The 26,796-nt window shown below is 52.4% G+C and carries 22 protein-coding genes; 11 read left to right on the forward strand and 11 right to left on the reverse strand.

Annotation, left to right across the window (positions count from 1 at the left end; translation table 11 throughout):
- From dnaA to gyrB, 4 genes are all read left to right on the forward strand, one after another.
- A complete protein-coding gene (dnaA, locus tag ACXUPB_RS00005) occupies window positions 1-1,467 on the forward strand; it encodes a chromosomal replication initiator protein DnaA (protein WP_008959106.1) in 1,467 nt (488 codons plus the stop codon).
- Between the two features lie 60 nt (window positions 1,468-1,527).
- A complete protein-coding gene (gene dnaN, locus ACXUPB_RS00010; protein WP_101145074.1) occupies window positions 1,528-2,631 on the forward strand; it encodes a DNA polymerase III subunit beta in 1,104 nt (367 codons plus the stop codon).
- A gap of 126 nt (window positions 2,632-2,757) precedes the next feature.
- Window positions 2,758-3,861, forward strand: coding sequence for a DNA replication/repair protein RecF (gene recF / locus ACXUPB_RS00015; protein WP_472954732.1), 1,104 nt, complete (start codon window positions 2,758-2,760; stop codon window positions 3,859-3,861).
- 51 nt (window positions 3,862-3,912) lie between these two features.
- Window positions 3,913-6,333, forward strand: a complete 2,421-nt coding sequence (gene gyrB / locus ACXUPB_RS00020; protein ID WP_101145072.1) for a DNA topoisomerase (ATP-hydrolyzing) subunit B — start codon at window positions 3,913-3,915, stop codon at window positions 6,331-6,333.
- 108 nt (window positions 6,334-6,441) lie between these two features.
- Here gyrB and gmhB read toward each other — a convergent pair whose 3' ends face one another.
- The 3 genes from gmhB to glyQ form a co-directional block, all read right to left on the reverse strand.
- On the reverse strand, window positions 6,442-6,999 hold the full coding sequence (gene gmhB / locus ACXUPB_RS00025; protein ID WP_336270256.1) for a D-glycero-beta-D-manno-heptose 1,7-bisphosphate 7-phosphatase: 558 nt from the start codon (window positions 6,997-6,999) through the stop codon (window positions 6,442-6,444).
- A 166-nt stretch (window positions 7,000-7,165) separates the two neighbouring features.
- Window positions 7,166-9,232 carry a glycine--tRNA ligase subunit beta gene (gene glyS / locus ACXUPB_RS00030; protein ID WP_472954735.1) on the reverse strand — a complete coding sequence of 689 codons (2,067 nt, stop codon included), beginning with the start codon at window positions 9,230-9,232 and terminating at the stop codon, window positions 7,166-7,168.
- Window positions 9,232-10,191: a glycine--tRNA ligase subunit alpha gene (gene glyQ, locus ACXUPB_RS00035; RefSeq protein WP_472954737.1), complete on the reverse strand. Its 960-nt coding sequence runs from the start codon at window positions 10,189-10,191 to the stop codon at window positions 9,232-9,234. Before glyQ ends, glyS begins: the two co-directional genes overlap by 1 nt.
- Window positions 10,192-10,300: 109 nt before the next feature.
- Between glyQ and rfaD the strand changes: the two genes are divergently transcribed.
- Window positions 10,301-11,257 (forward strand): ADP-glyceromanno-heptose 6-epimerase, encoded by a 957-nt coding sequence (rfaD, locus tag ACXUPB_RS00040; RefSeq protein ID WP_472954739.1) that lies wholly within the window; start codon window positions 10,301-10,303, stop codon window positions 11,255-11,257.
- Window positions 11,250-12,293 (forward strand): lipopolysaccharide heptosyltransferase II, encoded by a 1,044-nt coding sequence (gene waaF, locus ACXUPB_RS00045; protein ID WP_472954740.1) that lies wholly within the window; start codon window positions 11,250-11,252, stop codon window positions 12,291-12,293. The genes rfaD and waaF overlap by 8 nt, the downstream gene beginning before the upstream one ends.
- Here the strand turns inward: waaF and ACXUPB_RS00050 are convergent.
- The 6 genes from ACXUPB_RS00050 to ACXUPB_RS00075 form a co-directional block, all read right to left on the reverse strand.
- Window positions 12,283-13,926 carry a sulfatase-like hydrolase/transferase gene (locus tag ACXUPB_RS00050; RefSeq protein WP_472954741.1) on the reverse strand — a complete coding sequence of 548 codons (1,644 nt, stop codon included), beginning with the start codon at window positions 13,924-13,926 and terminating at the stop codon, window positions 12,283-12,285. The two genes, waaF and ACXUPB_RS00050, sit on opposite strands and share 11 nt — an antisense overlap.
- Window positions 13,927-13,956: 30 nt before the next feature.
- On the reverse strand, window positions 13,957-14,661 hold the full coding sequence (locus ACXUPB_RS00055; protein ID WP_472954742.1) for a YrbL family protein: 705 nt from the start codon (window positions 14,659-14,661) through the stop codon (window positions 13,957-13,959).
- Between the two features lie 90 nt (window positions 14,662-14,751).
- Window positions 14,752-15,738 carry a glycosyl transferase family 90 gene (locus ACXUPB_RS00060; protein ID WP_472954743.1) on the reverse strand — a complete coding sequence of 329 codons (987 nt, stop codon included), beginning with the start codon at window positions 15,736-15,738 and terminating at the stop codon, window positions 14,752-14,754.
- The gene (locus ACXUPB_RS00065) at window positions 15,738-16,640 is read right to left on the reverse strand and encodes a glycosyltransferase family 4 protein (protein WP_336270249.1); all 903 of its coding nucleotides are present in this window, start codon (window positions 16,638-16,640) and stop codon (window positions 15,738-15,740) included. The genes ACXUPB_RS00060 and ACXUPB_RS00065 overlap by 1 nt, the downstream gene beginning before the upstream one ends.
- 138 nt (window positions 16,641-16,778) lie before the next feature.
- Entirely contained in the window at window positions 16,779-17,561 is a 783-nt protein-coding gene (locus ACXUPB_RS00070) for a glycosyltransferase family 2 protein (RefSeq protein WP_336270248.1), read from the reverse strand.
- A complete protein-coding gene (locus ACXUPB_RS00075; protein ID WP_336270246.1) occupies window positions 17,558-18,712 on the reverse strand; it encodes a glycosyltransferase in 1,155 nt (384 codons plus the stop codon). The genes ACXUPB_RS00070 and ACXUPB_RS00075 overlap by 4 nt, the downstream gene beginning before the upstream one ends.
- 563 nt (window positions 18,713-19,275) lie before the next feature.
- Here ACXUPB_RS00075 and ACXUPB_RS00080 point away from each other — a divergent pair.
- Window positions 19,276-20,592, forward strand: coding sequence for an O-antigen ligase family protein (locus ACXUPB_RS00080; protein WP_336270245.1), 1,317 nt, complete (start codon window positions 19,276-19,278; stop codon window positions 20,590-20,592).
- Window positions 20,589-21,494 carry a glycosyltransferase family 8 protein gene (locus tag ACXUPB_RS00085; RefSeq protein ID WP_336270244.1) on the forward strand — a complete coding sequence of 302 codons (906 nt, stop codon included), beginning with the start codon at window positions 20,589-20,591 and terminating at the stop codon, window positions 21,492-21,494. Before ACXUPB_RS00080 ends, ACXUPB_RS00085 begins: the two co-directional genes overlap by 4 nt.
- Before the next feature lie 44 nt (window positions 21,495-21,538).
- On the opposite strand, the gene ACXUPB_RS00090 is transcribed toward ACXUPB_RS00085, so the two are convergent.
- Complete coding sequence (locus tag ACXUPB_RS00090) at window positions 21,539-22,252, reverse strand: 3-deoxy-D-manno-octulosonic acid kinase (RefSeq protein WP_336270243.1); 714 nt, start codon at window positions 22,250-22,252, stop codon at window positions 21,539-21,541.
- On the opposite strand from ACXUPB_RS00090, the gene ACXUPB_RS00095 reads away from it, so the two are divergent.
- The 3 genes from ACXUPB_RS00095 to waaA are packed head-to-tail and all read left to right on the forward strand — an operon-like array spanning window position 22,251 to window position 26,060.
- Entirely contained in the window at window positions 22,251-23,348 is a 1,098-nt protein-coding gene (locus tag ACXUPB_RS00095) for a glycosyltransferase family 9 protein (RefSeq protein WP_336270241.1), read from the forward strand. The genes ACXUPB_RS00090 and ACXUPB_RS00095 overlap by 2 nt on opposite strands.
- Window positions 23,338-24,768, forward strand: a complete 1,431-nt coding sequence (gene hldE, locus ACXUPB_RS00100; protein WP_336270238.1) for a bifunctional D-glycero-beta-D-manno-heptose-7-phosphate kinase/D-glycero-beta-D-manno-heptose 1-phosphate adenylyltransferase HldE — start codon at window positions 23,338-23,340, stop codon at window positions 24,766-24,768. The genes ACXUPB_RS00095 and hldE overlap by 11 nt, the downstream gene beginning before the upstream one ends.
- Window positions 24,768-26,060 carry a lipid IV(A) 3-deoxy-D-manno-octulosonic acid transferase gene (gene waaA / locus ACXUPB_RS00105; protein WP_336270236.1) on the forward strand — a complete coding sequence of 431 codons (1,293 nt, stop codon included), beginning with the start codon at window positions 24,768-24,770 and terminating at the stop codon, window positions 26,058-26,060. Before hldE ends, waaA begins: the two co-directional genes overlap by 1 nt.
- A gap of 27 nt (window positions 26,061-26,087) precedes the next feature.
- On the opposite strand, the gene rpiA is transcribed toward waaA, so the two are convergent.
- Window positions 26,088-26,759, reverse strand: coding sequence for a ribose-5-phosphate isomerase RpiA (rpiA, locus tag ACXUPB_RS00110; protein WP_472954745.1), 672 nt, complete (start codon window positions 26,757-26,759; stop codon window positions 26,088-26,090).
- Window positions 26,760-26,796: the final 37 nt, after the last annotated feature.

Consider the following 26,796-nt stretch of genomic DNA (forward strand, 5'->3'; position numbering starts at 1 on the left):
GTGTCACTGACGCTTTGGCAACAGTGCCTGGACAACCTGCAGGATGAGCTGAATTCACAGCAGTTCAATACCTGGATACGCCCGCTGCAGGCAGAAGAAGGAGAGTCCAACGAGCTGCGCTTATTGGCGCCGAATCGCTTTGTGCGCGATTGGGTGAGCGATAAGTATGCCAAGCGGATTAGTGAACTAATGCGTGAGCTCGCGCCGGCCAAGCCGCCGAAAGTGAGTTTGACGGTAGGTAGCCGCCGCCCGGCCACGCAGGCTCCTCAGCATCGCGACTTGGGCAACCCCGTATCGGCTTCTCCATCGCGTCCTTCGGCACCGGCTGTTCATACGCCTCCGCGCGGCGATATTGCGGACGAGCGTGAAATAGACAGGCTACGTGATGAAGCTCCCAGTCGGCGTAATAATGAGCGCCAAGTACAAGTAGAGGGCAGCCTGAAACATGGTAGCGGACTAAATCCTAATTTTACTTTCGATACGTTTGTTGAAGGTAAATCGAACCAGCTGGCTCGCGCTGCCTCTCGCCAGGTGTCTGAAAACCCCGGCGGCGCTTATAACCCGCTGTTTTTATATGGCGGCGTGGGCCTCGGTAAAACCCACTTGATGCACGCCGTGGGTAATGCACTGGCAACGCGGCGCGAAAATGCCCGTGTGGTCTATCTGCACTCAGAGCGTTTTGTCGCCGATATGGTCAAGGCGTTACAGCTCAATGCGATTAACGATTTCAAGCGCTTTTATCGCAGTGTTGATGCATTACTTATTGATGATATTCAGTTTTTCGCTGGCAAAGAGCGTTCCCAGGAAGAGTTTTTTCATACCTTCAATGCGTTATTAGAAGGTGGTCAGCAAATGATCCTGACCTCTGACCGCTATCCTAAAGAGATCAGTGGGGTAGAGGAGCGCCTTAAATCACGCTTTGGTTGGGGGCTCACGGTCGCGATAGAGCCGCCAGAGCTTGAAACCCGCGTAGCCATCTTGATGAAAAAGGCCGACCAAGCTAAGGTCGATTTGCCTCACGATGCAGCTTTCTTTATTGCTCAGAAAATTCGTTCCAACGTGCGCGAATTAGAAGGTGCATTGAAAAAGGTCATCGCTGATTCGCACTTCATGGGTAAAACGATTACCCAAGACTTTATTCGCGAATCGCTGAAGGATTTGTTGGCCCTTCAAGACAAGCAGGTGGGCGTCGATAATATTCAGCGCACAGTCGCGGAGTATTACAAGATCAAGGTAGCGGACTTGCTCTCCAAGCGCCGTTCACGCTCGGTTGCCCGGCCTCGTCAGGTGGCGATGGCGCTTGCCAAGGAGTTAACCAATCATAGCTTGCCGGAGATTGGCGATGCCTTTGGTGGGCGTGACCACACAACGGTGTTACACGCTTGCCGAAAAGTGAAATCATTGCAGGAAGAGAGCGCGGATATTCGTGAGGATTACAAGAATCTGCTGCGCCTGTTGACCAGTTAACCACCCTATGGGACGGGCCTGTTACGCGCAGGTCTTTCAGGATATAGAACCGGAGTATTGATGAAATTTTCGATTTCCCGAGAGGCGCTGTTACGTCCGCTGACTCTGGTCGCAGGTGTTGTCGAGCGCCGCCAAACGCTACCTGTACTTTCGAATGTACTGATTCAGGTAGAGGGCGACCAGGTGTCGCTTACCGGTACTGACTTAGAGGTTGAGCTTGTTGGGCGCACGGTGGCCAGCCAGGTTGATCAGGCGGGTGCAGCAACGGTGCCTGCTCGCAAGCTGATGGATATTTGTAAATCACTGCCTGATCAATCCGATATTCAGCTAGCCGTTGAAGAGGGTCGTGCGGTCTTACGCAGTGGCCGTTCACGCTTTACCCTGTCGACGCTTCCGGTAGCCGAGTTCCCCAATATAGAAGATGCGGACGGCAGTCAGGAAATCAGCGTACCTCGCGGTACCTTAAAGCACCTGATTGAAGCCACCTCATTTGCGATGGCGCAGCAAGATGTACGTTATTACCTCAACGGTATGCTGCTGGAAATCCAAAGCAACCTGCTGCGTACGGTCGCGACTGACGGTCACCGCTTGGCGATGTGCTCACGCCCGATTGAAGTGTCTGTTAGTCAGTCACAAAAGCTGATTGTACCCCGCAAGGGTATCCTTGAGCTGTCGCGCTTGCTGGATGACAGTGATGAGCCTGTCAGCTTGACGCTGGGCTCCAGCCATGTACGTGCTCACACGGGCGATTTCACCTTCACCTCTAAGCTCATTGACGGCAAATTCCCTGACTATGAACGCGTAGTGCCGCGCAACGGCGATAAAGTGCTGATTGCAGAACGCGCCGCGCTGCGCCAAGTGCTTTCGCGTACCGCTATTCTCTCTAATGAGAAATACCGTGGCGTCCGGCTATACCTTGAGGAAAACAACCTTAAAGTAATGGCCAACAACCCGGAGCAGGAAGAAGCCGAGGAAAATATCGCTGTTGAGTATAACGGCGGCGCGATGGAGGTCGGTTTTAACGTGGGCTATCTAGTCGATGTGCTGACGGTGCTGAACGAAGAGCGCGTGCAGATTACCCTGGCCGACCCCAATAGCAGTGCACTGCTTGAAGAGCCAGGCGGTGGTGATGCACTCTATGTCGTTATGCCGATGCGCCTGTAAAAGGTCTTTGGATCATAGCATTGCATATGCAAGCTATATTAGCGGCGCTTCTGGTAGCAGAAGCGCCGCTTCCTCATTGGGTGCAATACTCTCTATTTGCGGACTATTTTAAGTGGTGATAATAGGATGAGCCTGACACTGCTTAATTTCCATGGATTGCGTAACCTCCAGCCAGTTGAAATGACGCCCTCATCACGTATTAACGTCATTAGTGGCGCCAATGGCAGTGGTAAAACCAGCCTTCTCGAAGGCGTGCATATTCTAGGTATGGGACGCTCGTTCCGTACGCGGCAGTTGAAACACGCCATTCAAGCCGATAAGCCGCATATGACACTGTACGGACGGTTAAGCGGTGAGCCTGAGATTACCCTTGGCGTGCGCCGTTTGCGTGCCCAGAGAGAGCTAGAGCTTCGTCTGAAGGGAGATAAAAACGCCCGCTTGGCAGAGCTAGTCGAAGCGATGCCGTTGCAGCTAATCAACCCTGACGCTTTTCGACTGCTTGAAGGTTCTCCTGCTGGTCGCCGTGAGTTTCTCGATTGGGGAGTGTTTCACGTGAAACATGACTTTTTGGGAATCTGGAAGCGTACCCGGCGTGCGTTGAAACATCGGAATGCACTGCTCAGGCGTGGTAGAATACACCCTCAGGAAATGGTGGTGTGGGAGCAGGAGCTCGCCATTTGGGGTGAACAGATGGATGCGTTGCGCCGTGCGTGGTTCAGTGACTTTTTGCCAGTCTTTGAAGAGACACTTAAAGTGCTACTTCCACTACCTGGGTTGTCGATTCATTACGCGAGGGGCTGGGACAAAGAGCGGTCTCTTTCAGCAGTGTTACACGATAGTCGGCCCACTGATCAACAAATGGGCTTCACGCAGCAAGGCCCGCAGCGCGCAGATTTGCGTATCAGAGTAAACAAACAGCCTGCTATCGAAGTGCTTTCCAGAGGCCAGCAAAAGTTAGTGGTGAGCGCCTTGAAACTCGCCCAAGGGCGGTTTCTGGAAAGAACAGCACAGCGGCACTGTATTTATCTCATCGACGATTTGCCAGCAGAACTTGATGAGCAAAATCGGCATCAGTTTTGTGGATTACTTGAAGACATGCAGTGCCAAGCATTTATTACCAGCGTCGAACCTTCTGCGTTAAGTAGTACCTGGCGGCCTGATACTTTGGTGAAGATGTTTCACGTGAAACATACTGAACAAGGGCTGAGCCAGTTAGTGCTGGCTAGCTAGCGCGAAGGGTAGACGATACGGAACGAGACAGACTTCACGACGGAGTGGTCAATGAGCGAGCAGGCTTACGATTCATCAAGCATTAAGGTGCTCAAGGGGCTGGACGCAGTGCGTAAGCGTCCAGGTATGTATATTGGTGACACCGACGACGGTACCGGTCTGCACCACATGGTCTTCGAGTTGGTGGATAACTCCATCGATGAGGCCTTGGCTGGGCATTGCAGCGAAATTCGCGTTGTCATTCACCCAGATGAGTCAGTCACCGTTAGTGATAACGGCCGCGGCGTACCCACTGAACTTCACGAAGGGGAGGGGGTGTCTGCTGCTGAAGTTATAATGACGGTGCTGCACGCAGGCGGCAAATTCGACGATAACTCCTATAAAGTTTCCGGTGGGTTACATGGCGTTGGTGTTTCTGTTGTAAACGCATTGTCTGCCGAGCTGCGCTTGACCATTTGGCGCCAGGGCGAAGTGTTTGAACAGATGTACCATCACGGTGTGCCTCAAGCACCATTGAGCGTTGTAGGCAAAACCGAAAAAAGTGGTACCCGCGTTCATTTCCGCCCCTCTCCAGAAACGTTTGGCAATATCGAGTTCCATTTCGATATTCTTGCCAAGCGGTTGCGTGAACTCTCTTTCTTGAATTCCGGTGTTGCTATCCGATTGTTGGATGAGCGTAGCGGTAAAGAAGAGCTATTCCATTACGAAGGCGGCTTAAAAGCCTTTGTTGATCACCTCAATACCAATAAAAGTGTCATTAACCCGGTATTCCACTTTAACGCTATTCGTGAAGATGGCGTTGAAGTTGAGGTGGCCATGCAGTGGAGCGAAGCCTTCACTGAAAATATTTTCTGTTACACCAATAATATTCCTCAGCGAGACGGTGGCGCGCACTTGGCGGGCTTCCGAGCGGGTCTTACCCGCACGCTCAATAACTATATTGAAGCTGAAAACCTGCTCAAAAAAGCCAAGGTAAATACCACGGGTGACGACGCCCGTGAAGGCTTGACTGCGATTATTTCGGTCAAAGTACCAGATCCTAAATTTTCGTCGCAAACGAAAGATAAGCTAGTCTCCAGCGAAGTTAAGACTGCCGTTGAGCAGGAGATGAGCCGCCTCTTTTCTGAGTATCTGGTTGAAAAGCCTAACGAAGCCAAAGCGATCGTTAATAAGATGCTGGATGCGGCGCGTGCTCGTGAAGCCGCCCGCAAGGCGCGTGACATGACCCGCCGTAAAGGCGCGCTGGATATTGCTGGCTTGCCCGGTAAACTGGCGGATTGTCAGGAAAAGGATCCAAGCCAGTCTGAACTCTACCTGGTGGAGGGTGACTCGGCAGGGGGTAGTGCCAAGCAGGGCCGTGACCGGCGTACCCAGGCTATTTTGCCGCTCAAGGGTAAAATCCTGAACGTCGAAAAAGCGCGCTTTGATAAAATGCTCTCTTCAGCTGAAGTAGGCACATTGATCACTGCTCTTGGCTGTGGCATTGGCCGTGAAGAGTTCAACCCCGATAAGCTGCGCTACCACTCCGTCATTATCATGACCGATGCGGACGTGGATGGCTCGCATATTCGTACGCTCCTGCTGACGTTCTTCTTCCGGCAGATGCCGGAATTGATCGAGCGCGGCCATATCTTCATCGCCCAGCCGCCGCTGTATAAAATCAAGCGCGGTAAGCAAGAGCTCTACCTGAAAGATGAGCAGGCGATGGTGGACTACTTGACTACCACAGCCCTGGATGGCGCTGGCCTGCACGTTAATGCCAATGCACCAGGCATCTCGGGTTCTCAGTTAGAAACGCTGGTAAACCAGTACCGTAACGTCATGAAACGGATTGATCGCTTGTCACGGGTTTACCCCAATGAAGTGCTCAAGCAGATCATTCATACGTCTGCGCTTAAAGGTGAAGAAAGCCTGAAAGATCGCGTAACCATGCAGAACTGGATTGATGAAATTCAGAAGACCATGGATGACATGGTTGCCTATGAAGGTGGTCCGCGTTATCACTTCCACCTTCAAGAAGATTCTGAACGTGGACTTTTCCTACCTACCGTATCGCTGGTGGCTCACGGTGTGACCACAGAGTACACGTGGGGACTCGACTTCTTTGAAAGCGCTGATTATCGGGGCATCGCTGAGTTGGGCGAAACGCTGGATGGCTTCCTTGAAGAGGGCGCATTTATTGCCCGGGGTGAGCGTCAGAAGCCTGTATCTCACTTCTCCGAAGTGCTGGCATGGCTGATGCAAGAGGGCCAGCGTGGTCTATCGGTGCAGCGTTATAAAGGTCTGGGTGAAATGAATCCGGATCAGCTGTGGGATACGACGATGGATCCTGATAGCCGCCGTATGCTGCGTGTGACGATCGAAGATGCCGTGGGTGCTGACATGATGTTCAACACGCTGATGGGTGATGACGTTGAACCACGTCGCGACTTCATCGAAACTAATGCGCTGGTGGCTAACCTGGACGTATAAGAGACGTTTGCTACTACCGTCATGTGTTTCACGTGAAACATATGACGATCATTAACGAAAAGCGCCGCTAATCTCTCCTAGCGGCGCTTTTTTATTGCAGATCGGTATCTACTGCTTCGTGGTGATCAGCCAGTCCACAAAGTGGGCTAAATCATCGAAAGCATGTGCTTTTTCAAGCCCAATACCCTTGGCTTCTGTTTTTGCTCCTTTTCCAGTTCTAACCAGTACGGTACGACAGCCAACTGCTTCGCCTGCTTGTAAATCTCGCAGACTGTCTCCTACCATCCAGCTCCCTGCCAAGCTTGCCAGCCCCAACTGCTGCTGAATCTGATGCAGCATTCCAGGCAATGGTTTACGGCATTGGCACTTGTCGTCAGGTCCATGGGGGCAGTAGACGATGTGAGTGATGCGTCCGCCTTCCTTTTCCACCAACGCTAACAAGCGATCATGCATACTCTGGAGCGTTGCTTCATCATAATAGCCGCGGGCGATGCCTGACTGATTGGTCGCTACCACTACCGTAAATCCCGCATGACTGAGGCGAGCAATGGCGGCAATTGAAGAGGGGTAGGGAACCCATTCATCAAGGGATTTTATATAGGCATCAGAATCATGATTGATGACGCCGTCACGATCCAGAATGACAAGTTTTTCGGCACTCAGCATAGAAATCCTATTGATACGGTTGTCGGCGATACTTTCTGTCCGCTATTGTTATCGACTATCTTACCTCGGACTCGCAGCAGTGTTTCACGTGAAACATATATTCCCAGTTAACAAAAAAGCCCAACCGTTTATACGGTTGGGCTTGTAGCGACTAATTAAGCGATGACTACTGGGGAAGAAGTGAGATATCGGCCACTTCTAGGAATAGCGCTTGAAGGCTAGCGAGTAGGGCCAAGCGGTTGCGTTGAATAGCTGGGTCATCCGCCATCACCATGACCTGGTCAAAGAAAGCATCCACCGGTTCACGCAGGGTAGCAAGAGTGTCCAATGCTTGCTGATAGTTGCCTGCAGCAAACAGCGGGGCCACTTGTGTCTGGCTTCGGCTCACCGCATCGAACAAAGCGCGTTCGGCATCTTCCTGTAAAAGGTTTTGATCGACCTGGGTACTACCATTGTGCTCTTGCTTAGCCAAGATGTTAGAAACACGCTTGTTAGCGGCTGCCAACGCGGCTGCTTCATCACGCTGGGCAAAGGCCTTCACGGCGCGCAGACGGCGAGCGAAGTCGAGAGGATTGGTCACCGGGCGAGCGCGAACCGCAAGGTACATTTCAGCACTGATCCCTTCTTCCTGGCCCCAGGCGCGGAAGCGATCCAGCATGTAGGTCAGCACATCCTCAACCAGGCCATCGGCCTTGGGTAGGCTCTGGTGCTGCTCAGCGGCAACGGTGAGTAGCTCGCGCAGGTCAAGGTTCAGCTCGCCTTTGATCAGAATGTTAAGCACGCCAATCGAGGCACGACGTAACGCAAAGGGGTCCTTCGCGCCAGTGGGGCGTTGGCCAATGCCGAAGATACCTACCAGGGTGTCCAGCCGGTCAGCCAGGGCTAACGCCTTACCGGTCGCGCTCAGGGGAATGACATCAGTGGCGAATCGCGGCAGGTACTGCTCTTCAAGCGCTTGGGAAACCTCCGCGGGTTCGCCATCCTGCTCGGCGTAGTAACGGCCCATGATGCCCTGCAGTTCGGGGAATTCGAGCACCATTTCGGTCACAAGGTCACATTTGGCAAGCGCCACGGCGCGCTGGGCCTGAGCCACATCGCCGCTAATCTGCTCGGCAATAAAGGTCGCAATGGCGGTGCTGCGGCGCGCTTTGTCCGCCAAGGTGCCCAGCTGCTGCTGGAAAACAACGCTTTCTAGCTGGGGAATGCGCGAGGCCAGTGTGCGCTTGCGGTCGGTATCGTAGAAAAACGCTGCGTCGGCTAAGCGCGGGCGAATGACTTTCTCGTTACCGGCAATGACCTGATCGGGGTCGGCGCTATCGATATTGGCGATGGTAATAAACAGCGGTTTCAGCTTGCCAGCGTCATCCAGCAGGTGAAAATATTTCTGGTTGGCCTTCATCGAGGAGATCAGGCACTCAGCGGGCACTTCCAGGAAACGCTCATCAAAACTGCCGGTAAGTGCGACGGGCCATTCCACCAAGCCGCTAACTTCAACCAGAAGGTCTTCATCAATAACGGCGGTGGCTTCTTGAACTTCGGCTTCTGCCAGCACTTGCTCGCGGATACGTTCACGGCGCTGCTCGCGATCGACTAGCACATAAGCATTTTCCAGCGTAGCCACGTACTCATCGGCATGGGTCAACTGGATGGCATCAGGGGCGTGGAAGCGATGACCGTAAGTAGTGCAGCTTGCTTGCAGGCCTAGCGCTTCAGCAGCCACGACGTCGCTACCATAAAGCGCTACCAGCCAATGAACCGGGCGCGAGAATTCAACACGTGAAGCGCCCCAGCGCATATTTTTAGGCACAGGGAGGGCACTGATGGCTTTGCGAATAATCTCGGGCAGCAGCGCTTGAATAGATTCTCCCTGCTGCTGTTCACGAAAACCTAGCCAAATACCTTTATCGGTTTCTAAGTGAATCAACTCGTCTACGCTTACACCGCAAGAGCGGGCAAAGCCTTCCGCGGCTTTAGTGGGAACGCCATCCTTAAAGGCCGCCGCCAGTGCTGGCCCACGGCGCTCAACGTCACGGTCAGGCTGCTTATCGGCCAACTCACTCACTTGTACCGCTAAACGGCGCGGCGTCGCATAGGCGGTAATGCGAGAAAACGGTACATCGGCTTCTTGCAGGCCTTTCGCAATACCCGCTGCGAACGCATCAGAAAGTGCATCTAATGCAGTGGGAGGCAGTTCTTCTGCTCCGAGTTCTAATAAAAGCGTATCAACAGCCATTAATTGTCTCCCTGTTCGGCGAGTAGTTCGCGGCGAAGTGTTTCTGGCGCCATAGGGAAACCTTCTGCTTTACGTGAATCAAAGTAGGCGGTAGCTACATCACGGGCCATGGTACGAACGCGCAGAATAAAGCGCTGGCGTTCGGTGACCGAAATAGCGTGACGGGCATCCAACAGATTGAACGTGTGCGATGCTTTTAAGACTTGCTCATAGGCGGGCAGTGGTAGGCTGGCAGCGAGCAGTTTGCCACACTCTTTTTCCTGATGGTCGAATGCGGCAAACAATTGGTCCACATCAGCGTGTTCAAAGTTGTAAGCTGACTGCTCGCGTTCGTTTTGCAGATACACATCGCCATAGGTGACCTTGCTACCGTCTGGGGCAATGGCCCAAATCAGGTCATAGACGCTGTCGACGTCCTGCAGGTACATGGCGATACGCTCAAGCCCATAGGTCAGTTCGCCGGTAACCGGGTAGCACTCAATGCCACCTGCCTGCTGAAAATAGGTAAACTGGGTGACTTCCATGCCGTTTAACCAGATTTCCCAGCCCAGGCCCCAGGCACCTAGCGTTGGGGATTCCCAGTTATCTTCGACAAAGCGGATGTCATGAATCAGTGGGTCGAGACCGAGCCGCTTGAGTGAGCCCAGATAAAGATCCTGCAGGTTGCTTGGCGATGGCTTCATCACCACCTGAAACTGGTAGTAGTGCTGAAGGCGGTTAGGGTTCTCGCCATAGCGGCCATCAGTAGGGCGCCTTGAAGGCTGCACATAGGCCGCGTTCCAGGTTTCGGGGCCAATCGCCCGCAGAAAGGTGGCGGGGTGGAAGGTGCCCGCGCCGACTTCCATATCGAGCGGTTGAAGGATGACACAGCCTTGTTCTGCCCAGTACTGCTGCAGAGCAAGGATCAAGCCTTGAAAGGTCGACACATCAGGTGTCGATTGGTTTGTCGAAACACTCATCGCGGAAAGCACCGTTGGCCATGAATTCATAAGGCGTCAAGTATACAATCCTAGGCAGATGGGTTATAGGCACGTATGCCAACAAGCCGCGTTAGGTAAGGAGAACAGTATGATTGTGGTAACAGGCGGTGCCGGTTTTATCGGGGCCAACATAGTGAAAGCACTGAACGCCCGTGGCCGAAACGATGTAATGGTGGTCGATGATCTGCGCGATGGCACCAAATTCGTCAACCTGGCCGACTGCACGCTGGCGGATTATCTGGATAAAGATGATTTCCTTGCCAGGATAAAAGCTGCCCTGAAAGGGGAGAGCGTCGACTTGCCTATCATTGATGCCATTTTCCACGAAGGCGCCTGCTCGGATACCACCGAGTGGGATGGTCACTACATGATGGAAAATAATTTCGAGTACTCCAAAGTGCTGCTTAACTACTGCGAGCAGCAAGGGATTCCCTTCCTGTACGCCTCATCGGCGGCGACCTATGGCGGCAGCGAGGTTTTCAAAGAGGTACCGGAGTGCGAAAAGCCACTCAACGTTTACGGCTATTCCAAACTGCTGTTCGATCAGCACGTGCGTGCGCGGTGGAGCGAGTTGACCACACAAGTGGTGGGCTTTCGTTACTTCAATGTCTACGGCCCCCGGGAACAGCACAAAGGCAAAATGGCCAGCGTGGCGTACCATAATCATCTGCAAATCCGTAACGGCGAAACCCTGAAATTGTTCGGCGCCTATGGCGGTTATGAGGCGGGTATGCAGAGCCGCGACTTCGTTTATGTGGGCGATGTGGTCGATGTGAATCTCTGGTTTCTGGATCATCCAGACCAGTCGGGCATCTTCAATCTTGGTACTGGTCGTGCAGAGCCTTTCAAAGCGATTGGTGAAGCCGTTATCGACTTCTATGGCAAAGGCGAGATCGATTACATTGCCTTCCCTGAAGAGTTGAAAGGGCGCTATCAGAGCTATACCCGGGCTGACATTAACCAGTTACGCGCTAGTGGCTGCGATGTGGAGTTTAAAACCGTTGCTCAAGGGGTTAAGGCCTACTTGGGGTGGCTAAATGGCTAACTCGGCTCAGCGCTTGCTGGTAATTGGCCCTTCGTGGGTCGGTGATATGGTCATGGCACAAAGCCTGTTTATGACTTTAAAAGCCCGCCAGCCAGGCGCTACGATAGGGGTGGTCGCGCCCGCGTGGTCGCAGCCTATTTTAGAACGCATGCCCGAGGTAGATGAGGTGTTGCCGCTGGCAGTTGGTCATGGCGAATTTGGCTTGGCTAGCCGCCGCGAACTCGCCAGCCGCCTAAGGGGGCGATTCGATCGCGCGATTGTATTGCCGCGTTCGTGGAAGGCCGCGCTGGTGCCTTTTATGGCACGCATTCCCGAGCGTGTCGGGTTTATGGGCGAGCATCGCTACGGTCTTCTCAAGGAGCGCCGTAAGCTCGACAAGCAGGTGCTGGATCAAACGGTAAAGCGCTTTGTTTCGCTAGGGCTGCCCCTTGAAGAAGCGACCAGCGGCGACTTTGTATTGCCCAAGCCGCGGCTGCAGATTGATCGCGATAATCTGGTTAATTTACGCCTGACGCATTCGCTTTCATCACGCACGGCGATTGGCATGATGCCGGGCGCTGAATACGGCCCCGCCAAGCAGTGGCCGATCAGTTACTTTCACACGTTAGCAAAACGCTTGGTAGAAGAAGGTTTTGAAGTACGGGTGTTGGGCGGCGCCAAAGATCACCCAGCGGGCGAGGAAATAACGCAGGGGCTTGCCCATGCCCATAACCTGTGCGGCAAAACACAGTTGGCCGATGCCGTTGACTTGCTGGCGGACTGTCGGCAAGTGGTCACCAATGACTCGGGATTAATGCATGTGGCCGCAGCAGTAGGCGTTCGCATCCATGCGCTATATGGCTCTTCATCGCCCGCCTACACGCCGCCGTTGACCGATAATGCAGTGATTCACTACCTGGCGCTCTCTTGCTCTCCCTGCTTTCAGCGCACGTGCCCATTGGGGCATACCAACTGCCTTAACCAACTGAGCGTTGACCAGGTCTACGAACAGATTCACGCGGCTCATCAACGGGAGAGCGTGATAGCTAATGGATAAGCTCCACTTCATCGGCTCGGTCAGCGGGTGTCTCTACGGTTTGCTCTTGAGAAGAGGACGCGTCGAGCTCACGGCGCTGGGGTGAGATACCTTCCCAGAGGCGGTGCTGCAGCGCTGTCTCTTCCTGTAGGCGCTCATTGAGCACTTCAATACCATGTGCTTCCACCAGCGTACGCTGATCACTAAATAATGACGTGCCCAGCCCCGCACGCTGGCCTTCCAAGCGAAAGCCCAGCGCATCCAACACGGTGGGGAAGACATCCAGCATGGTGGCATCACGGCGAATACGCTGTGGCTGAATATCATCACCCAGCATGATAAGCGTGTTGTCGCGGTCTAAAGCGGTCAACTGATCCCACACCGACACCCGCATGGTCAGGTGGTCGCTGAGAACCACGACCAATGTGTTGTCGAGAAGCCCCTCTGACTCCAAACGCTCAATTAAATCTCGGGCCAGCCACGTTGAGCACTCTACGGAGTAAAGAATATCCTGCCCGTCAAATTCGCCCTGTTGTTCTACACAGGATTGAGAGGGGTAACCATTGGGCGCATGACCTGCTAAATTAAGAGTTACCACGCCCCAGGGGCCTTTATTCTCTTTGTCGAGACGCCGTATTTCGTCGGCGGTAATGTCATAAAGCGTGTCGTCATAAAGCCCCCAACTGTTTACATATTCGGGATCTGTCAGCTGTGGCTCTAACTCTTCACGCCCTTTTACGGTGTTGAACTGGTGGCCGCGATAGAAAATCCCCTTGCCTGCAAACTGAGTGCTGGCACCACCCAAGTAGCTGAGCTGGTAGCCCTGCGCCGCGAGTATATCGCCAAGGCAATCGACGCCGGGAACGACCTTAGAGAGAGGGTCAAACTGACTGTCGTGAAGGAGGCCCGCAGGCATTAAAGGCACGCCACATTGGCTGGCAATCATTCCCGCCATTGTCCAACCGGTGTTATCCATTTGGCGGACACCTTCAAAGACCGCGCCTCGCTCACCCAGTGTGTTGAGATTGGCATAGGCATCCTCGAATATATCGTTGGCGTAGGTGCGCTCAATGCTTTCTAGATACAAAAGGAGTAAGTTCGGGGCGTCACTAAGCGCTTCAGCGGGGGGCGGCTTATAGCGACGATCAAGCCAAGCACCATCGTCGGTAACAATAGCTGCGCTGCGTTGGCCCAGACCAAAAAGCAGCGGGTTGCTTGCCAATAACAAAATAGCGAAAAAGCGCTCGGCTAACCGCCAGCGCTGGTCATGACGGGACAACCACGTGACGGATGCCAGCACGCCAATCATGATCAGCGTATAAAGCACCGCGGTAAGCATTTTACCGGCGCCGCCGTGCTCGGCCATGCCTGCCTGGAGATGAAAAAACACCGCGCCCAGGTCGACAATGCCGAAGCTATCTGCCAAGTAGACGTAAACGCCCCACAAGCTAAGCGGCAACAGCGACCAGGGCCACATTTTGCGATAACGGGCATTGGTGGGTTGGCCCCAGCGCAGCTTTAAGCCCACACCAATCCATACGGCCGCCACAAAAAATAGCGTCCACCAAGGCAGGCGGGTTAGTACCGTGACGGTATAGCCCAGACAAAGGCCGATAGTGATGATTGCTATTTTTCGAATAGCACGAGGATTCATATGCAACCTACTTTTTCAGGCAAATTCATTTCATTGATTAGCTTTGAGACCATCACTGTTTGAGGTATCACTCAGAGGCATGGCTGCGGCAAAATTATAATCACCAGCATAAACTTTTTGTGCACAGTAGGTGAATTTATCTTTTATTAATCTCCATTTACGTTTGGCGTAAAGGTTTGCTAATACACGGCTGTTGAGAAGTAAGTATGCTTTAAAATTTGTTTTTTTGGGTGAGAACCCATCAACCATAACAATTCTATATTCATCATGAGTGCCGTCTAGAATGAAATTATCAATATTAAAATCTGATGCCGGAACTCCAAAAGTAGAGAAAATCTGGATCGTTTCTTCCACTAATTCTATCGCTTTTTTAACGGTGAGCTCTCTTTTAAATAAAATCTTCCTTAACGTTCGCGATTCACCTTTATCATCGCTAATTCGATCTACCAACAAGCCAGGTCCTTTATCCGTCTTTATCCAATTATAACAAAGGCTTATTGGACATTCTCCTTTTGCTGATTTAATTTTTTCTGATACATACCATTCTGTTAGGCTTTGCTTATGGCCTTCTTTCCAATGTTTTAGATCGCGAGAAACTTTAATTAGTTTTGAAGGTTTTTTTGCGTGGTAGTAGCAAATACGTTTATTGCCATAAGATAAAATATTAGCATCCTTTAAAATTAGCTTTTCGCTGCATTCAATTTTCTTGACTATACTTTTGTATGAAAAATACATGCATTATCCTTTGCGTGTGATTTTTTGTCACTAGCTTAAATGTCCAAAAAATTAAGTGACGTAATTGTCTACAGAATGACAACAGAGGTGTTAGTTAAAACGACAACTACTGAAAGACTGTCGGGTATACTCAAAATATTTCTGCATAACCAATAGGCTGATTAAGCGTTCCCGTTCTGTATCCATGAATTGAGAAAAGTAGCAGTTCGCATTGGCAATGATCCTTTTGGCGGCGTCGGGGTTTTCTTGGTAATAGGTGACTTTCTCCTCAAGATCCGAGTAGTCCTCCTTGAGCTCAACATAGTGATAGCCGGGTAACAGAGTGCCCTCCATGAACCATGTCTCAAAGCGAGGCCGTCTCATCAAGCAGAGGGAATTAGAGGCCATTATCCATTTAAGGTTTGTGGCAACATCCTTTCCTTCGATACTGAGTACGAATTTATACTTCAGCTGCTCCTGCACCGACATGAATTGACGATGCCAAGGCTGACCCAGAGCATTTTTGTGAACATCACCCACGTTGCATAAAGGGTGATCATGAAAATCCCGCACGAATTGGCGTCGATGATCTTGGTGGCAAGCTCCCCGCCACACGACAAGATCAAGCTTGTCATCATAGGGAATAGGGTCTTTGACCGTATAGTAGTGACGTACGCGATTTAACTTAAGTAATACCGAGTTTTGATTATGCTTATTAATAGGGCGACTTTTTACCAAGGTAGCCACGCTTGGTACCGTTGTTACATCGCCGAAGAGATAGCAGAACTTCAGCTCGGGCGAAAAGTAACGCAATAGGCCCAGCAGGTCCAAGTAGTAGGTTCCGCTTTTTTCACGTTTAAAATTAGATAAGCTTATTGCCTGATCAGGTAGTTCAGTGCAGTTATCGAGACTATTACAGTAATTAACGCGATAAAGTATTTTTTTCTGCTCTTCTTTCGATAAGCGCTTTAGTGAGCGTAACAAGCGTTTCCGCTGCCACTGTAATAAAGCAGTGGGGATCAGGCGATGAGCAGTATGTTGAACATAAAAAACCAGCTTGTGAAGGTTCTTATGCGCTTTCGCAACAAGCATAGCCATTAACTCACGATTGCTTGATAGAGATGCCAATATGATGCTGTCATTGACTGAGGACTGTATTGATCTAAACGCTCAGTGGCTCTATGAACCAACCGCTGCTGAAGAGCGGCGTCGTCTCTTAATCGCATAATACTGTTGGCTAATGCATTTGCATCATTGTTTGGTATGAGTAACCCCGTCTGCTCATGCTGAACGATATCGGGTATACCACCAACGTCAGTAGCGATGACAGGAATACCTAACTGCATTACATCCAACAAAACGGAGCCCAAGCCTTCATTGCGTGAAGGAAATGCAAACACATCCAGGCCAGCTAGATAGTCGGCAATATTGCTTTTAAATCCTAGCCAGGAAACATTGCTAAGTGACGAGGATTCTGCTTTTAGCGTTTTTGCATCTTCGCCGTCACCTAAAAAAATAAACTGTATATCAGGCGCTTGTCGCTCAAGTTTCTGCGCCGCCTGCAGTAATAACCGCTGCCCTTTATGGCGATCAACCACGGCCCCTGCGTGGCCTACCAAAAATTTATTGGCAAAATCCTCGCGAAAAATACGTGTGGCGTCAGGTGAAGGGGCTAGCCGAGCGTAAGCACTTGCTATTAATTTAACGTCGCCCCACTGATTTGCTTCCAGAAGACGCTTTATAACATGGGAAAGAGCAACTCGTGCGGAGGCATGAGAATAACATTGCTGGTTAAACCACTTACGTTTGACAGGCGAATCAACGCGTCGAGTAATTAAATAGGGTGTGCCTGTTAGGCGATAGTGTAAGTAAGCCCAATGAACACCTTTTGCATCATGAGCGTGAACAAGCTGGGTATCACCTAATCGATAGTGTCCAGCCAATTGATGATTGGCTGATTGAAAACGGAGCCCCTTTACGTCGAGCAGGTGCTGACGCATGGGAGAGTCCTGTCGGCAAACCAGTGTCTGTGTAACGTGATTCGAAGGCTGCGCTGCCAGCGTCTCAATTAATAGCTCAGTCTGGCGCTCGCCACCGCGAAAACCTCGTGCCAGATTTACATGAGTAATGTGCATGAATCACCAAATCTTATTAAAGTCTTCTGCTTCAAGCACTTTAGGGTCACGCTGGTATTCGAGTAGCTTGGCGTACTTCAAGTAGCTATTGAGTCCTGCGCTGATTGCTACGGTCATTCCATCGACCCCGCCCATAAAGCCTCGCTGAAATATATATTTGCGTACAAAGGCATTCAGGCCATGTACAAACGGTGAAAATGCATTGGCGCGCTTTCCTTTCTGGAACATGATCTTCGCTGCACGACCACTGAAATTGCGTCCTGGCTTCGCAAATAACTGCCCCAGGTTTTCGAACGAGTGGTGCACAATATCGGCGTTGATTCTTTTGGGATTCGCGGCTACTACGCTAGCGTGCTGCTTAACGTCCGCAAAGCGTGCATGCTGTCGGTTGTAGAGACGAATACAGTAATCGGGATACCAGCCACAGACCCTGATCCAGCGCGAACCGATCATGTTTCGCCGACGAAAGGCAAACGCATCATGCTCGGTGGCCGCAAGGTCAAGCTGACGAATGGCTGCGACCATTTCTGTTGTTAAACGTTCATCGGCGTCCAGGCTGAGCACCCAGTCGTGCTCCACATGCTCAAGTGCAATATTTTTTTGGATGCCATCACCGAGATAGGCCTGTTGAACCACCCTGGCGCCTAGCTCGCGAGCAATGGTAGTGGTTTGATCCTGGCTTCCTGAATCTACCACCACGATGTCGCCACATACTTGGCGAACTGACGCAATGCAGTCGGCAATATTGGCTTCTTCGTTAAAGGTAATAATATTGGCCGAAATCATGAAGCAGGCATCTCTTGCAAAAAGGCAGAAGTAATTTGTGCTGGGGAAAAGCGTTCCAGCCAACGCTCATCAATCGCGTAGCCGTCAGCTACAAGAACAGCATCGACACGGGCTGCTAAAGCCTCTGGTGTCATTTCACACAGATAAGCCTCCAGCTCGCCGGTCATAATATCACGTACCCCACCTGGGCAATCGACCGATACAATTGGCGTTTGGCAGGCCAGCGCTTCCAGCAGCACGATGCCCAAGCCTTCATGCGCAGAACTCAAGATAAATAGTCGTGCATGATGCATCCAAGGGTAGGGGTTTAATTGGCGGCCGACAAACGTAACGCGTTCAGCAATACCCAGCTCAGCGACTAGCGCCTCCAGCTCGCTGCGTAATGGCCCCTCACCGACAATGACCAGTGGTAGATGAGTTTGCATTTTGGCATATGCCCGCAGCAGCAGGTGGTGGTTCTTCTGCGGCACCAAGCGCGCGACGTTAAGTAAATAAGGGGTGGTGGGCCGTTCGGGTGTGTCTTCGTGCATTGCGCTTTGGATAGCCGCTATGGGGCATGGATTGGTGATCGTACGCAGCGATAGCGGCTGCACCGTCAGCGCTTGCATAGCCGTGGCAATCTGCTTTTCGACGCCGTGCGAGACGGTTATCAAGTGTTTGTCATGAAACAAGCAACGTGCCTTGAGTCGCTCCAGCCAGGGAGTATGTCCAGGAGAGGTTTTAACTATATTTTCCAGGACGTAACAGGCGCGGGGATCTTTGAAGGACCATACCGTTTCAAAGGTGCCAATGCCGCGAAAAATAATGCGGTCAAAAGTGCCATATTGGCGCTCTAGCCTGCGTATCTCACGACGAAAAAGCTTTCCGCCCCACCAGCCTGACAGTAGAAAATAGCTTTTTCGTACCACGCTATTCAGCAGGCGTGCGGCAATCTCGATCATGCCCCCTACCCCTGACATCCACATGGCCTGAGAAAGAGCGAAGTGGTGAATGTTTACCTGTTCGTTACCTGGTTCAAGTTGAGGAGGGCGCGGCTTGAAGTACATTAGGTGGCTTTCATGGCCGTGCTCGGCAAAGGCATCCGCAAGGTTTACCGCGACTCGCTCCATGCCGCCAATTTTTAAAGTACGCACGACAATTAATACCTTCATGTAGGCGAGTCCTTTTGGTGTGGCGGAAGTTGCATGACAGGGTTGTTTAGTCGCGCTGGCGCCGATTATTAAACCAGGATAGCGCATGCTTCAGGCGCTATGACAGGATGACTTAGGAGATGTGAATAATTTCATGACATTATTGAGTGAAAGTGCCCATACAAGTAATAGGCAAGTGAGAGAAGGCTATCGACGTGCCATGGTTTTCGTTAGCGAAGGAGCCCAGATTATTTCTAAAACAGGTCTGAAAGAGAAAGGTCATAGAAAGAGTCTAAACAATAATATCTATCTTAATCAATAAATTACACCATTATTTTGATTCAAAAAACAGCTCAAGATGCCCAAGACCTTATCCACCTAGCCATCTGTTTGCAATCGCATCTGCTGATGCCCTGCTAAGATTTCGCAGCAGGTTATCCCTATATGAATTAGGCTAGCACCAGTGTGGTTTCTGGTATCCTAATGCCTTTGAAAGAATCAAATGATAACACTTGGTGAGCAACGAGCGACTCGCTGGGTATTTCGAGGCAGGCGGAGAACTCACAACAGGAGTAGGCTGATAGATGGAACGGGTTAGAGAAAGGCCGCAATGCGGTTGGAAGACAAAAAATAATGCTGTTGGTTGGATCGCATTATCTATTTATGCTTTTTCGTGGCTTATCAATTTTGACGTCTCACGTGCGGCGGAGTCAGTATTCCTTTTATGCTTTGTCATTGCTTGGTTCAGAGAGCCTGACCCAACGGTTAAGTGGAATAAAGTTTTTCTACTTTTAATCGCTTTTGTTGCACTTCAGGTCGGAGTGCATTTCTTTGCGATAGAACGCTTTCCAGATGTAGCTGATGGGCAGATCAAAGCTGCACGGCATATGACCAAACTCTTCCTTTGTATCGCAGTGGCCTGGTGGCTGAGAGGCTCTATAAATGCCGCTAAGTATTTATTGTTTATCTTTTTAGCTGGAATCGTCACTTCTTTAGTTATTAATTCAAACACTGAAACTTGGATGGCGGGGCTATCAGGCGTTCGAGTCGATTTTGGGTACACTAATGCCCAACATACAGCCTTTTACTTGGGTCTACTGCTGATCATGGGAGGGGGCTGGTTTGTCAGCTGTCTTCGCTGCGGCGCTAATAAACCCGAATGGGGTCTGGCATTGGTCTTGACGCTACTTGGTTTGGTGGGCGTCGTTGTGACCCAAACTCGGGCGGTCTGGTTAGCCCTGACCGTGATATTACTAAGCTTAATTGTCATTAACTTATTTCGTTTCGTTAAGCAAAGAAAGCGACGTTGGTTGCGCCCCAAACTAGTGTTTCCAGCTGTTGCCCTAGTAGGTGTGTTCACACTTATAATGATCACGATGGTGCCGGTCATTGAAAAGCGGCTGTTAGATGAGCAGGATGTGATCGAAACTATCGGACAAGGCAATCTAGATGACATCCCTCTCAGTAGTATTGGGATTCGTATTCATACCTGGGTGTATGGATGGGGAAAAGTTAAGGAAAGGCCCCTGACGGGATGGGGACCTAAAAGCCGAAACTCGCTGATTGATGAAGGGCCTTTTCCCGAGTGGATAAAAGAAATGTTTGGACATTTCCATAACGTCTACCTGGAAATCCTATTGGCGTATGGTGTCTTAGGGCTGGCAGCGCTGACTGCGCTGACGGTGATGGTGCTCCGAGGAACAATTATATTACTTGGGGGGGGGCACCAATATTTGGGGATGGGAATGCTCGCATCGTGGGCCTTTTTCTTCATCATAAACTTATTTGAGTCCTACCTGATTTTCAGTTCCGGTATGTATTTTTTCATCATTTTCGGTGGGATCGGGATGTCTTTCTATCTGTTCGGTGAAAAACGCCTGACCAATACAGAGGCACAATGAATATTGTTCTGTGTGCAGATGATTCCTATGCTCGGTATGGTTCTGTGGTTATGGCTTCGATTATTGCCAATGCCATTAATATTGAACAGATCCGCTTTTTCATGCTGACGCCTGGCGTGAGCGAGGAAACTAAAAATAGCCTACGCGAATCCGTTGAGCGATCCGACGCTGCCCTTGATATCATCGACGTCGACGTGGCGGCGTTGCAAGGACTCAAGGCGGGTCGCTTTGGTCTCGCGGCGCTGCTTCGCCTGCTGATGCATCGTTATCTGCCTGCCGATTGTAAACGCATCATCTACCTTGACTGTGATGTGTTAGTTCGAAGCGACCTCTCCGAGTTATGGTCTATGCCGCTCCATGGTTATATCGCTGCGGCTACCATTAACCTATATAGCTCTTCCAGCGGGGGGGCTCGAAAGTTACCAGATGGCTACTTCAACTCAGGGGTAATGCTGATCGATCTGATGTCTTGGCGTGAAAAGCGTGTGGGTGAAAGGGCTCTGGAGTGTCTTGAGAGAGAGGGCGACAACTTTCGGTATCCAGACCAGGATGCCCTGAATCGGATACTGGAAGGGGATTGGTGCTCGCTACCGGTTGAGTGGAATTTTCAACCGACGGCCTATGCGGCTGTAGAGAAGCGCTACCCGCATCTGGTTCCCCATATGGCCTCTCTGGAAACGGCTATTCGCCATCCGCGTATCGTGCACTTCATTGGGTCGATTAAGCCATGGCATGCCAAATGTGTGCATCCTTTCCAGGAAGACTTTATTGCCTATTCTCGCCATACTGCTTGGCCTATTGATAGCAAGGCATTGGCGTCCTCGCTATCGTGGAGGGAACGCATCCGTATAGCACTCAAGCAGCCTAAGATTCGCCGTCGTCGTCGATTAACCCAGGCCTAGTCCTCATAATTCAAAAACTGTAACCGAGTTCAATAAAGCGTAGGTCAGCTTGTTGCTCTATATCCTTGAATGATAGGGGAGGTTGGCGTAGCAGGTTTAAATTTGTGTATAGACCTCTCCAGTCTCTCTAAATTCGTTTTCCTCCACTTCCCTGGAGAGCGCAGCCTGCAGCGGTCAAAATCAATCAGCCAAGGCTCACCACTGGGGTCGATCAAAATATTACGCGCGTTCAGGTCGACATGATCTAGCCCTGCTTGGTGAAAGCGTCGAATTATCCCGCCGACGCGGTGTAACAGCGCTTCATCAGCTTGATCGTTGACCAACAGCTCGGCCAGCGCTTTTGCACCGGCAATACGCACGGTAATCAACGCGGCCTCATAAGTAAGCCCATAGCGGATAACACAGCCTGCTACAGGACGGGGCACTGGCAGGCCTTGCTCGAAAAGCGCAGCAGTCAATCGTAGCTCGCGAAATGCTCGAGTGCGCTCAGCGCCGGTCCATAAGTAGCGTTTTTCACTGAGCTTGGCTGCAATGCCGCCTCGGCAATAGGGCCTTAACACCCACTGTTCGGTCGGAGTTACCTGTAAAAACAGGCTGCTGCCCCGGCCTGGGGCTTCACCCACTATTAATCCCTGTTCACGCCAGTATTCATCAGTGAACAGAGCAGGATCCATTTGGTGTGTTCCCGGCGCGTCACATAAACTGTCTACATCATGTAAAATCAGCCCATTTTTCTGCCGGAGTGCCGCTAAGCGCATGAAGCCCTCTCTGCCTGTTCAGCCTAACCACATTGCCATTTTGCGCCTCTCCGCTCTAGGAGACGTGTGCAATCTCGTGCCCACGGTACGGGCGTTGCAGCGCCAGTGGCCCGATGCGCGCATTACCTGGATTATCGGCAAGGGGGAGCACAGTCTACTGGCGGGGCTTTCCGGGGTCGAGTTCGTTGTTTACGACAAAGCGACCGGTATTGCCGGAATGCGTGCGCTTTGGCGACAGCTTGCCGATACGCGCTTCGATGTACTGCTGCATATGCAACAGGCCATCCGTGCCAGCGTGCTGTCCCTTGGGCTTAAAGCCAAGGTACGCGTGGGCTATGACAAGGCGCGCGCCAAAGATGCTCAGCACTGGTTCACCCAGCACCAGCTTGCGCCGCACCCCAATGCCCATGTACTGGAGTCATTCATGGACTTCGCCCGGGTGCTGGGGGTAGAGGATGAACGGTTAGAGTGGAATCTGCCGGTTACCGACACCGCGCGCAACGAAGCGCAGGTTATCAGTGGTGAGGCGCCTTACCTAGTGATCAACCCTTGCAGCAACGTGCGCCTGCGCAACTTTCGCAATTGGTCAGTGGAGGGCTATGCCAGCGTCATTGAGCATGCCTGGGTGCAGTATGGTCTCAAAAGCGTGCTGACCGGTGGCGGCAGCGCCCTGGAGCGGGAAATCGGCGATCAAATCGAAGCGCTTTGCCAGCCCGGTAGTGTGATTAACGCCATTGGCGGCACCTCCCTGAAAGGGGTGTTGGCCCTGATTGATCACGCTCAAGCGGTGATCGCGCCGGATACCGGGCCTATTCATATGGCCAATGCGATGGGAACCCCAGCACTGGGCCTGTACGCGTCGACCAATCCCCAGCGGGCCGCCCCCTATTTGTGGCGCGACTTTGCGGTTAATGCTTACCCTCAGGCGGTACGCACCTATCTACATAAGTCAGTAGACGAAGTGAATTGGGGTCAACGGGTGCGCCACCCAAGCGCCATGATGCTGATAAAAGCCGATGACGTTATCGCTAAACTGGATACACTGCTGACCCATACTGCTTTGACTGCCAGCGCAGGGAGCACCGATGAAGATTGATTTAACCGCGTTAGAACATGCCCGTGTACTGGTGGTCGGCGATGTGATGCTGGATCGCTACTGGCATGGCGGTACCTCACGCATATCTCCGGAAGCGCCCGTACCGGTGGTACGCGTGGAAGATGTTGAAGACCGCCCGGGCGGCGCGGCCAATGTGGCGTTGAACATTACCTCGCTAGGTGGCCACGCAGTGTTGGCGGGTGTAGTCGGTGATGATGAAAATGCAAAACTGCTCGAAGCCAGCTTGACTGCTTCCGATGTAAGCACTTACTTCCAGCGCAGCGCTGAAATACCAACGATCACCAAGCTGCGCGTGATGAGTCGCAACCAGCAACTGTTGCGTCTGGATTTCGAGCAGCGCCTGGACAGCGTCGATACCAGTGAACTATTGGCCCAGGTAGAAAAGGCGCTCCCCGACTGCGACGTAGTGATTCTCTCCGACTACGGCAAAGGCACGCTGAACCGAGTAGAGAACCTGATAGCCAATGCAAGGGCCCAGGGCAAGCGGGTTCTGGTCGACCCGAAAGGGCAAGATTTCAGCAAGTACCGCGGGGCGAGTTTAATTACACCCAACCTGACGGAGTTTGAAGCGGTGGTCGGTGCCTGCGCAACCGATGCGGAACTATCCACGAGAGGCGAAGCGCTACGTGCCGAGCTTGAGCTGGAAGCGCTGCTGATTACGCGCAGCGAAAAAGGCATGACGCTGATTCGCGAAGGGCACGCGCCGCTGCATTTGCCGACCCGGGCTCAAGAAGTCTTCGATGTGACAGGGGCAGGGGATACGGTGATTGGCTTGATGGGACTGGCATTAGCGGCAGGGCATGCCTTTCCTGAAGCGATGATGCTGGCCAATTTGGGGGCAGGGCTGGTAGTGGCCAAACCGGGCACAGCCACGCTCTCGATCGCCGAGCTCTACACCGCGCTACACGGCGATAAGCTGGCTGAATTTGGCGTGATTGAGCCTACCGTGCTGGTTGAGGCCGTGCGCGCCGCTCAGCTGCGTGGTGAGCAGGTGGTGATGACTAACGGCTGTTTCGATATTCTACACGCGGGCCATGTGGCTTATCTGGAGCAGGCCAAACGCCTGGGTGACCGTTTGATCGTTGCGGTTAACGACGACGCCTCCATCGGCCGCCTGAAAGGGCCAAAACGTCCGATTAATCCGCTTAACCGGCGCATGCAAGTGTTGGCGGGGCTGGGCGCTGTCGACTGGGTGGTGCCCTTTAGTGACGACACCCCTCAGGCGCTGATCGAAGCGGTGTTGCCGGATATTCTGGTCAAGGGGGGCGATTACCGGCCAGAAGATATCGCCGGGGGCGCGGCAGTTATCGCTAATGGCGGAGAGGTCAAGGTACTGGGCTTTGAAGATGGTGTTTCGACCTCGGCGATGATTAGTTCCATTTTAGACCGCGAGCGCTAATGGCTTCATCCACCTGGCCTCGGCTTGCCTACACAGCGGCCCTGTATGCGCTCTCACCGCTGATTGGCTGGCGTATCTGGCGTGAGCAAGTACCCACTTACTCCCGCCTTCAGCGGCTGGGGTTGCAGCTTGGGCCGCTGCCTCCCGCGCCACGTATTTGGCTGCACTGTGCCTCGGTGGGAGAAGTGCGCGCCGCTCGACCGCTGATTGAGGGGCTATTAGTGCGTTATCCCGCACATAGCCTGCTACTCTCCACCATGACCGCGACCGGTGCTCAGCAAGCCCAAGCAATCATTGGCGAACAAACCGCAGCCGACCAAGAAAGGCTTGCTCATCGCTTCCTATCGTTGGATTTTCCCGGTGCTGCCAGACGCTTTGTGCGCAGCGTTCAGCCCGAACTTGCGATCCTGTTTGAAACCGAGCTGTGGCCCAACCTGATTCACGCCTGTCGCCAGCAGGCAGTGCCCGTGGCGATAGTGAATGGTCGCTTATCGCCCCGCGCTTTCAAACGCTACCAACGCCTGCGCCCATTGATGACCAGCATGCTTGCCGACATTAGCTGGCTCGCCGCCAAATCCCCGGCAGATGCCGAACGCTTTAATGCCCTCGGCTGTAACGCTGAAATCACTCGCATTGTTGGCTCGCTGAAGTTTGAGTTAGTCAGCCAAGATAGCAGTACTAAAGAGGGTGAGCGCTTACACCAGGAGTGGGGTGGGCGGCCGGTCTGGGTGGCGGGCTCGACTCGTGACGGCGAAGAAGCACTGCTGCTTGGGGCCCACCGCCAAGTGCTTGCGCGCTACCCCGACGCGCTGCTGGTGCTGGTACCGCGTCATCCCCAGCGCTTTGATGAGGTGGCCAAGCTTTGCAAAACCGAAGGCTGGACAGTGAGCCGCCGCAGCCAACAGCAGCCCGTGACAGCGCAAACCCAGGTCTACCTGGGGGATACGCTCGGTGAGCTGGCGATGCTTTATGCTGCAGGCAGTGTGGCCTTTGTAGGGGGCAGCCTAGTGCCGCTGGGCGGGCACAATGTGCTTGAACCGGCGGCGTTAGGCAGGCCGGTGCTTAGCGGCCCCTCGATTGAGAACTTTGCCGACGTGGCTGAGCCGCTTCAAGCAGCAGGGGCACTAACGCTGGTCGATAGCCCGGATACGTTAGCAGACGCCTTGGCGGGCTACTTTGCTAACCCTGAGCGCGCCCAGCAGGCTGGGCGTGCTGGCTGCGCGGCGATTGAAACACAAAAAGGCGCATTGGCCCGGACGCTGTCTGGATTAGAAGCGCTGTTGCCCCGATAACGCAGTGCCTTTATTGACGCATTTTGATTAACGCGCCATTCGCTCTACGCCATCCGCTGTACCCAGCAGTAGAACATCGGCGCCACGGGCGGCAAACAGGCCATTGGTGACCACTCCAACGATGGCATTGATACGCGCTTCCATGGCCACCGGGTCTGCGATCATGAAATCAAAGCAGTCGATAATCTGGTTGCCGTTGTCGGTCACCACTCCCTGGCGGTAGACCGGTTCTGCCCCTAGTGCGACAAGCTCGCGAGCGACATAAGAGCGTGCCATCGGTATGACTTCTACGGGTAGCGGAAAGTTGCCTAATTGAGGCACGTACTTAGAGCCATCAGCAATGCAGATAAAACGCTCGGCGCAGGCCGCCACGATTTTTTCGCGGGTGAGCGCTGCACCACCGCCTTTGATCATATGTAAGTTAGCATTTACTTCGTCTGCACCATCTATATAGAAAGGGACAGTGCCGACGCTATTGAGCTCAAATACTTCAATGCCCAAGGCTTCAAGGCGTTTGGCGCTCGCTTCTGAGCTAGCCACCGCGCCTTTAAAAAGATGGCGCAGCGGCCCAAGGCGATCAATAAACAGATTGGCCGTTGAGCCAGTACCGATACCTAAGATGGTATCCTTTTCCAGCTTAGGTTTAATTTCTGCAATGGCTGCATCCGCCACGGCGGCCTTCAGTTCATCCTGGTTCATAAAGAGTAAGCCTAGTGAGTCAGTCTAGTGTGAGTCA

The organism is Vreelandella sp. DA03-1M, assembly GCF_055725665.1.

Bases quoted from the DNA above. Each gene is read 5' to 3' on its own strand.
- dnaN (WP_101145074.1), top strand. From the start codon at position 1,528: ATGAAATTTTCGATTTCCCGAGAGGCGCTGTTACGTCCGCTGACTCTG.
- recF (WP_472954732.1), top strand. From the start codon at position 2,758: ATGAGCCTGACACTGCTTAATTTCCATGGATTGCGTAACCTCCAGCCA.
- gyrB (WP_101145072.1), top strand. From the start codon at position 3,913: ATGAGCGAGCAGGCTTACGATTCATCAAGCATTAAGGTGCTCAAGGGG.
- gmhB (WP_336270256.1), bottom strand. From the start codon at position 6,999: ATGCTGAGTGCCGAAAAACTTGTCATTCTGGATCGTGACGGCGTCATC.
- glyS (WP_472954735.1), bottom strand. From the start codon at position 9,232: ATGGCTGTTGATACGCTTTTATTAGAACTCGGAGCAGAAGAACTGCCT.
- glyQ (WP_472954737.1), bottom strand. From the start codon at position 10,191: ATGAGTGTTTCGACAAACCAATCGACACCTGATGTGTCGACCTTTCAA.
- rfaD (WP_472954739.1), top strand. From the start codon at position 10,301: ATGATTGTGGTAACAGGCGGTGCCGGTTTTATCGGGGCCAACATAGTG.
- waaF (WP_472954740.1), top strand. From the start codon at position 11,250: ATGGCTAACTCGGCTCAGCGCTTGCTGGTAATTGGCCCTTCGTGGGTC.
- ACXUPB_RS00050 (WP_472954741.1), bottom strand. From the start codon at position 13,926: ATGAATCCTCGTGCTATTCGAAAAATAGCAATCATCACTATCGGCCTT.
- ACXUPB_RS00055 (WP_472954742.1), bottom strand. From the start codon at position 14,661: ATGTATTTTTCATACAAAAGTATAGTCAAGAAAATTGAATGCAGCGAA.
- ACXUPB_RS00060 (WP_472954743.1), bottom strand. From the start codon at position 15,738: ATGGCTATGCTTGTTGCGAAAGCGCATAAGAACCTTCACAAGCTGGTT.
- ACXUPB_RS00065 (WP_336270249.1), bottom strand. From the start codon at position 16,640: ATGCGTCAGCACCTGCTCGACGTAAAGGGGCTCCGTTTTCAATCAGCC.
- ACXUPB_RS00070 (WP_336270248.1), bottom strand. From the start codon at position 17,561: ATGATTTCGGCCAATATTATTACCTTTAACGAAGAAGCCAATATTGCC.
- ACXUPB_RS00075 (WP_336270246.1), bottom strand. From the start codon at position 18,712: ATGAAGGTATTAATTGTCGTGCGTACTTTAAAAATTGGCGGCATGGAG.
- ACXUPB_RS00080 (WP_336270245.1), top strand. From the start codon at position 19,276: ATGGAACGGGTTAGAGAAAGGCCGCAATGCGGTTGGAAGACAAAAAAT.
- ACXUPB_RS00085 (WP_336270244.1), top strand. From the start codon at position 20,589: ATGAATATTGTTCTGTGTGCAGATGATTCCTATGCTCGGTATGGTTCT.
- ACXUPB_RS00095 (WP_336270241.1), top strand. From the start codon at position 22,251: ATGAAGCCCTCTCTGCCTGTTCAGCCTAACCACATTGCCATTTTGCGC.
- ACXUPB_RS00090 (WP_336270243.1), bottom strand. From the start codon at position 22,252: ATGCGCTTAGCGGCACTCCGGCAGAAAAATGGGCTGATTTTACATGAT.
- hldE (WP_336270238.1), top strand. From the start codon at position 23,338: ATGAAGATTGATTTAACCGCGTTAGAACATGCCCGTGTACTGGTGGTC.
- waaA (WP_336270236.1), top strand. From the start codon at position 24,768: ATGGCTTCATCCACCTGGCCTCGGCTTGCCTACACAGCGGCCCTGTAT.
- rpiA (WP_472954745.1), bottom strand. From the start codon at position 26,759: ATGAACCAGGATGAACTGAAGGCCGCCGTGGCGGATGCAGCCATTGCA.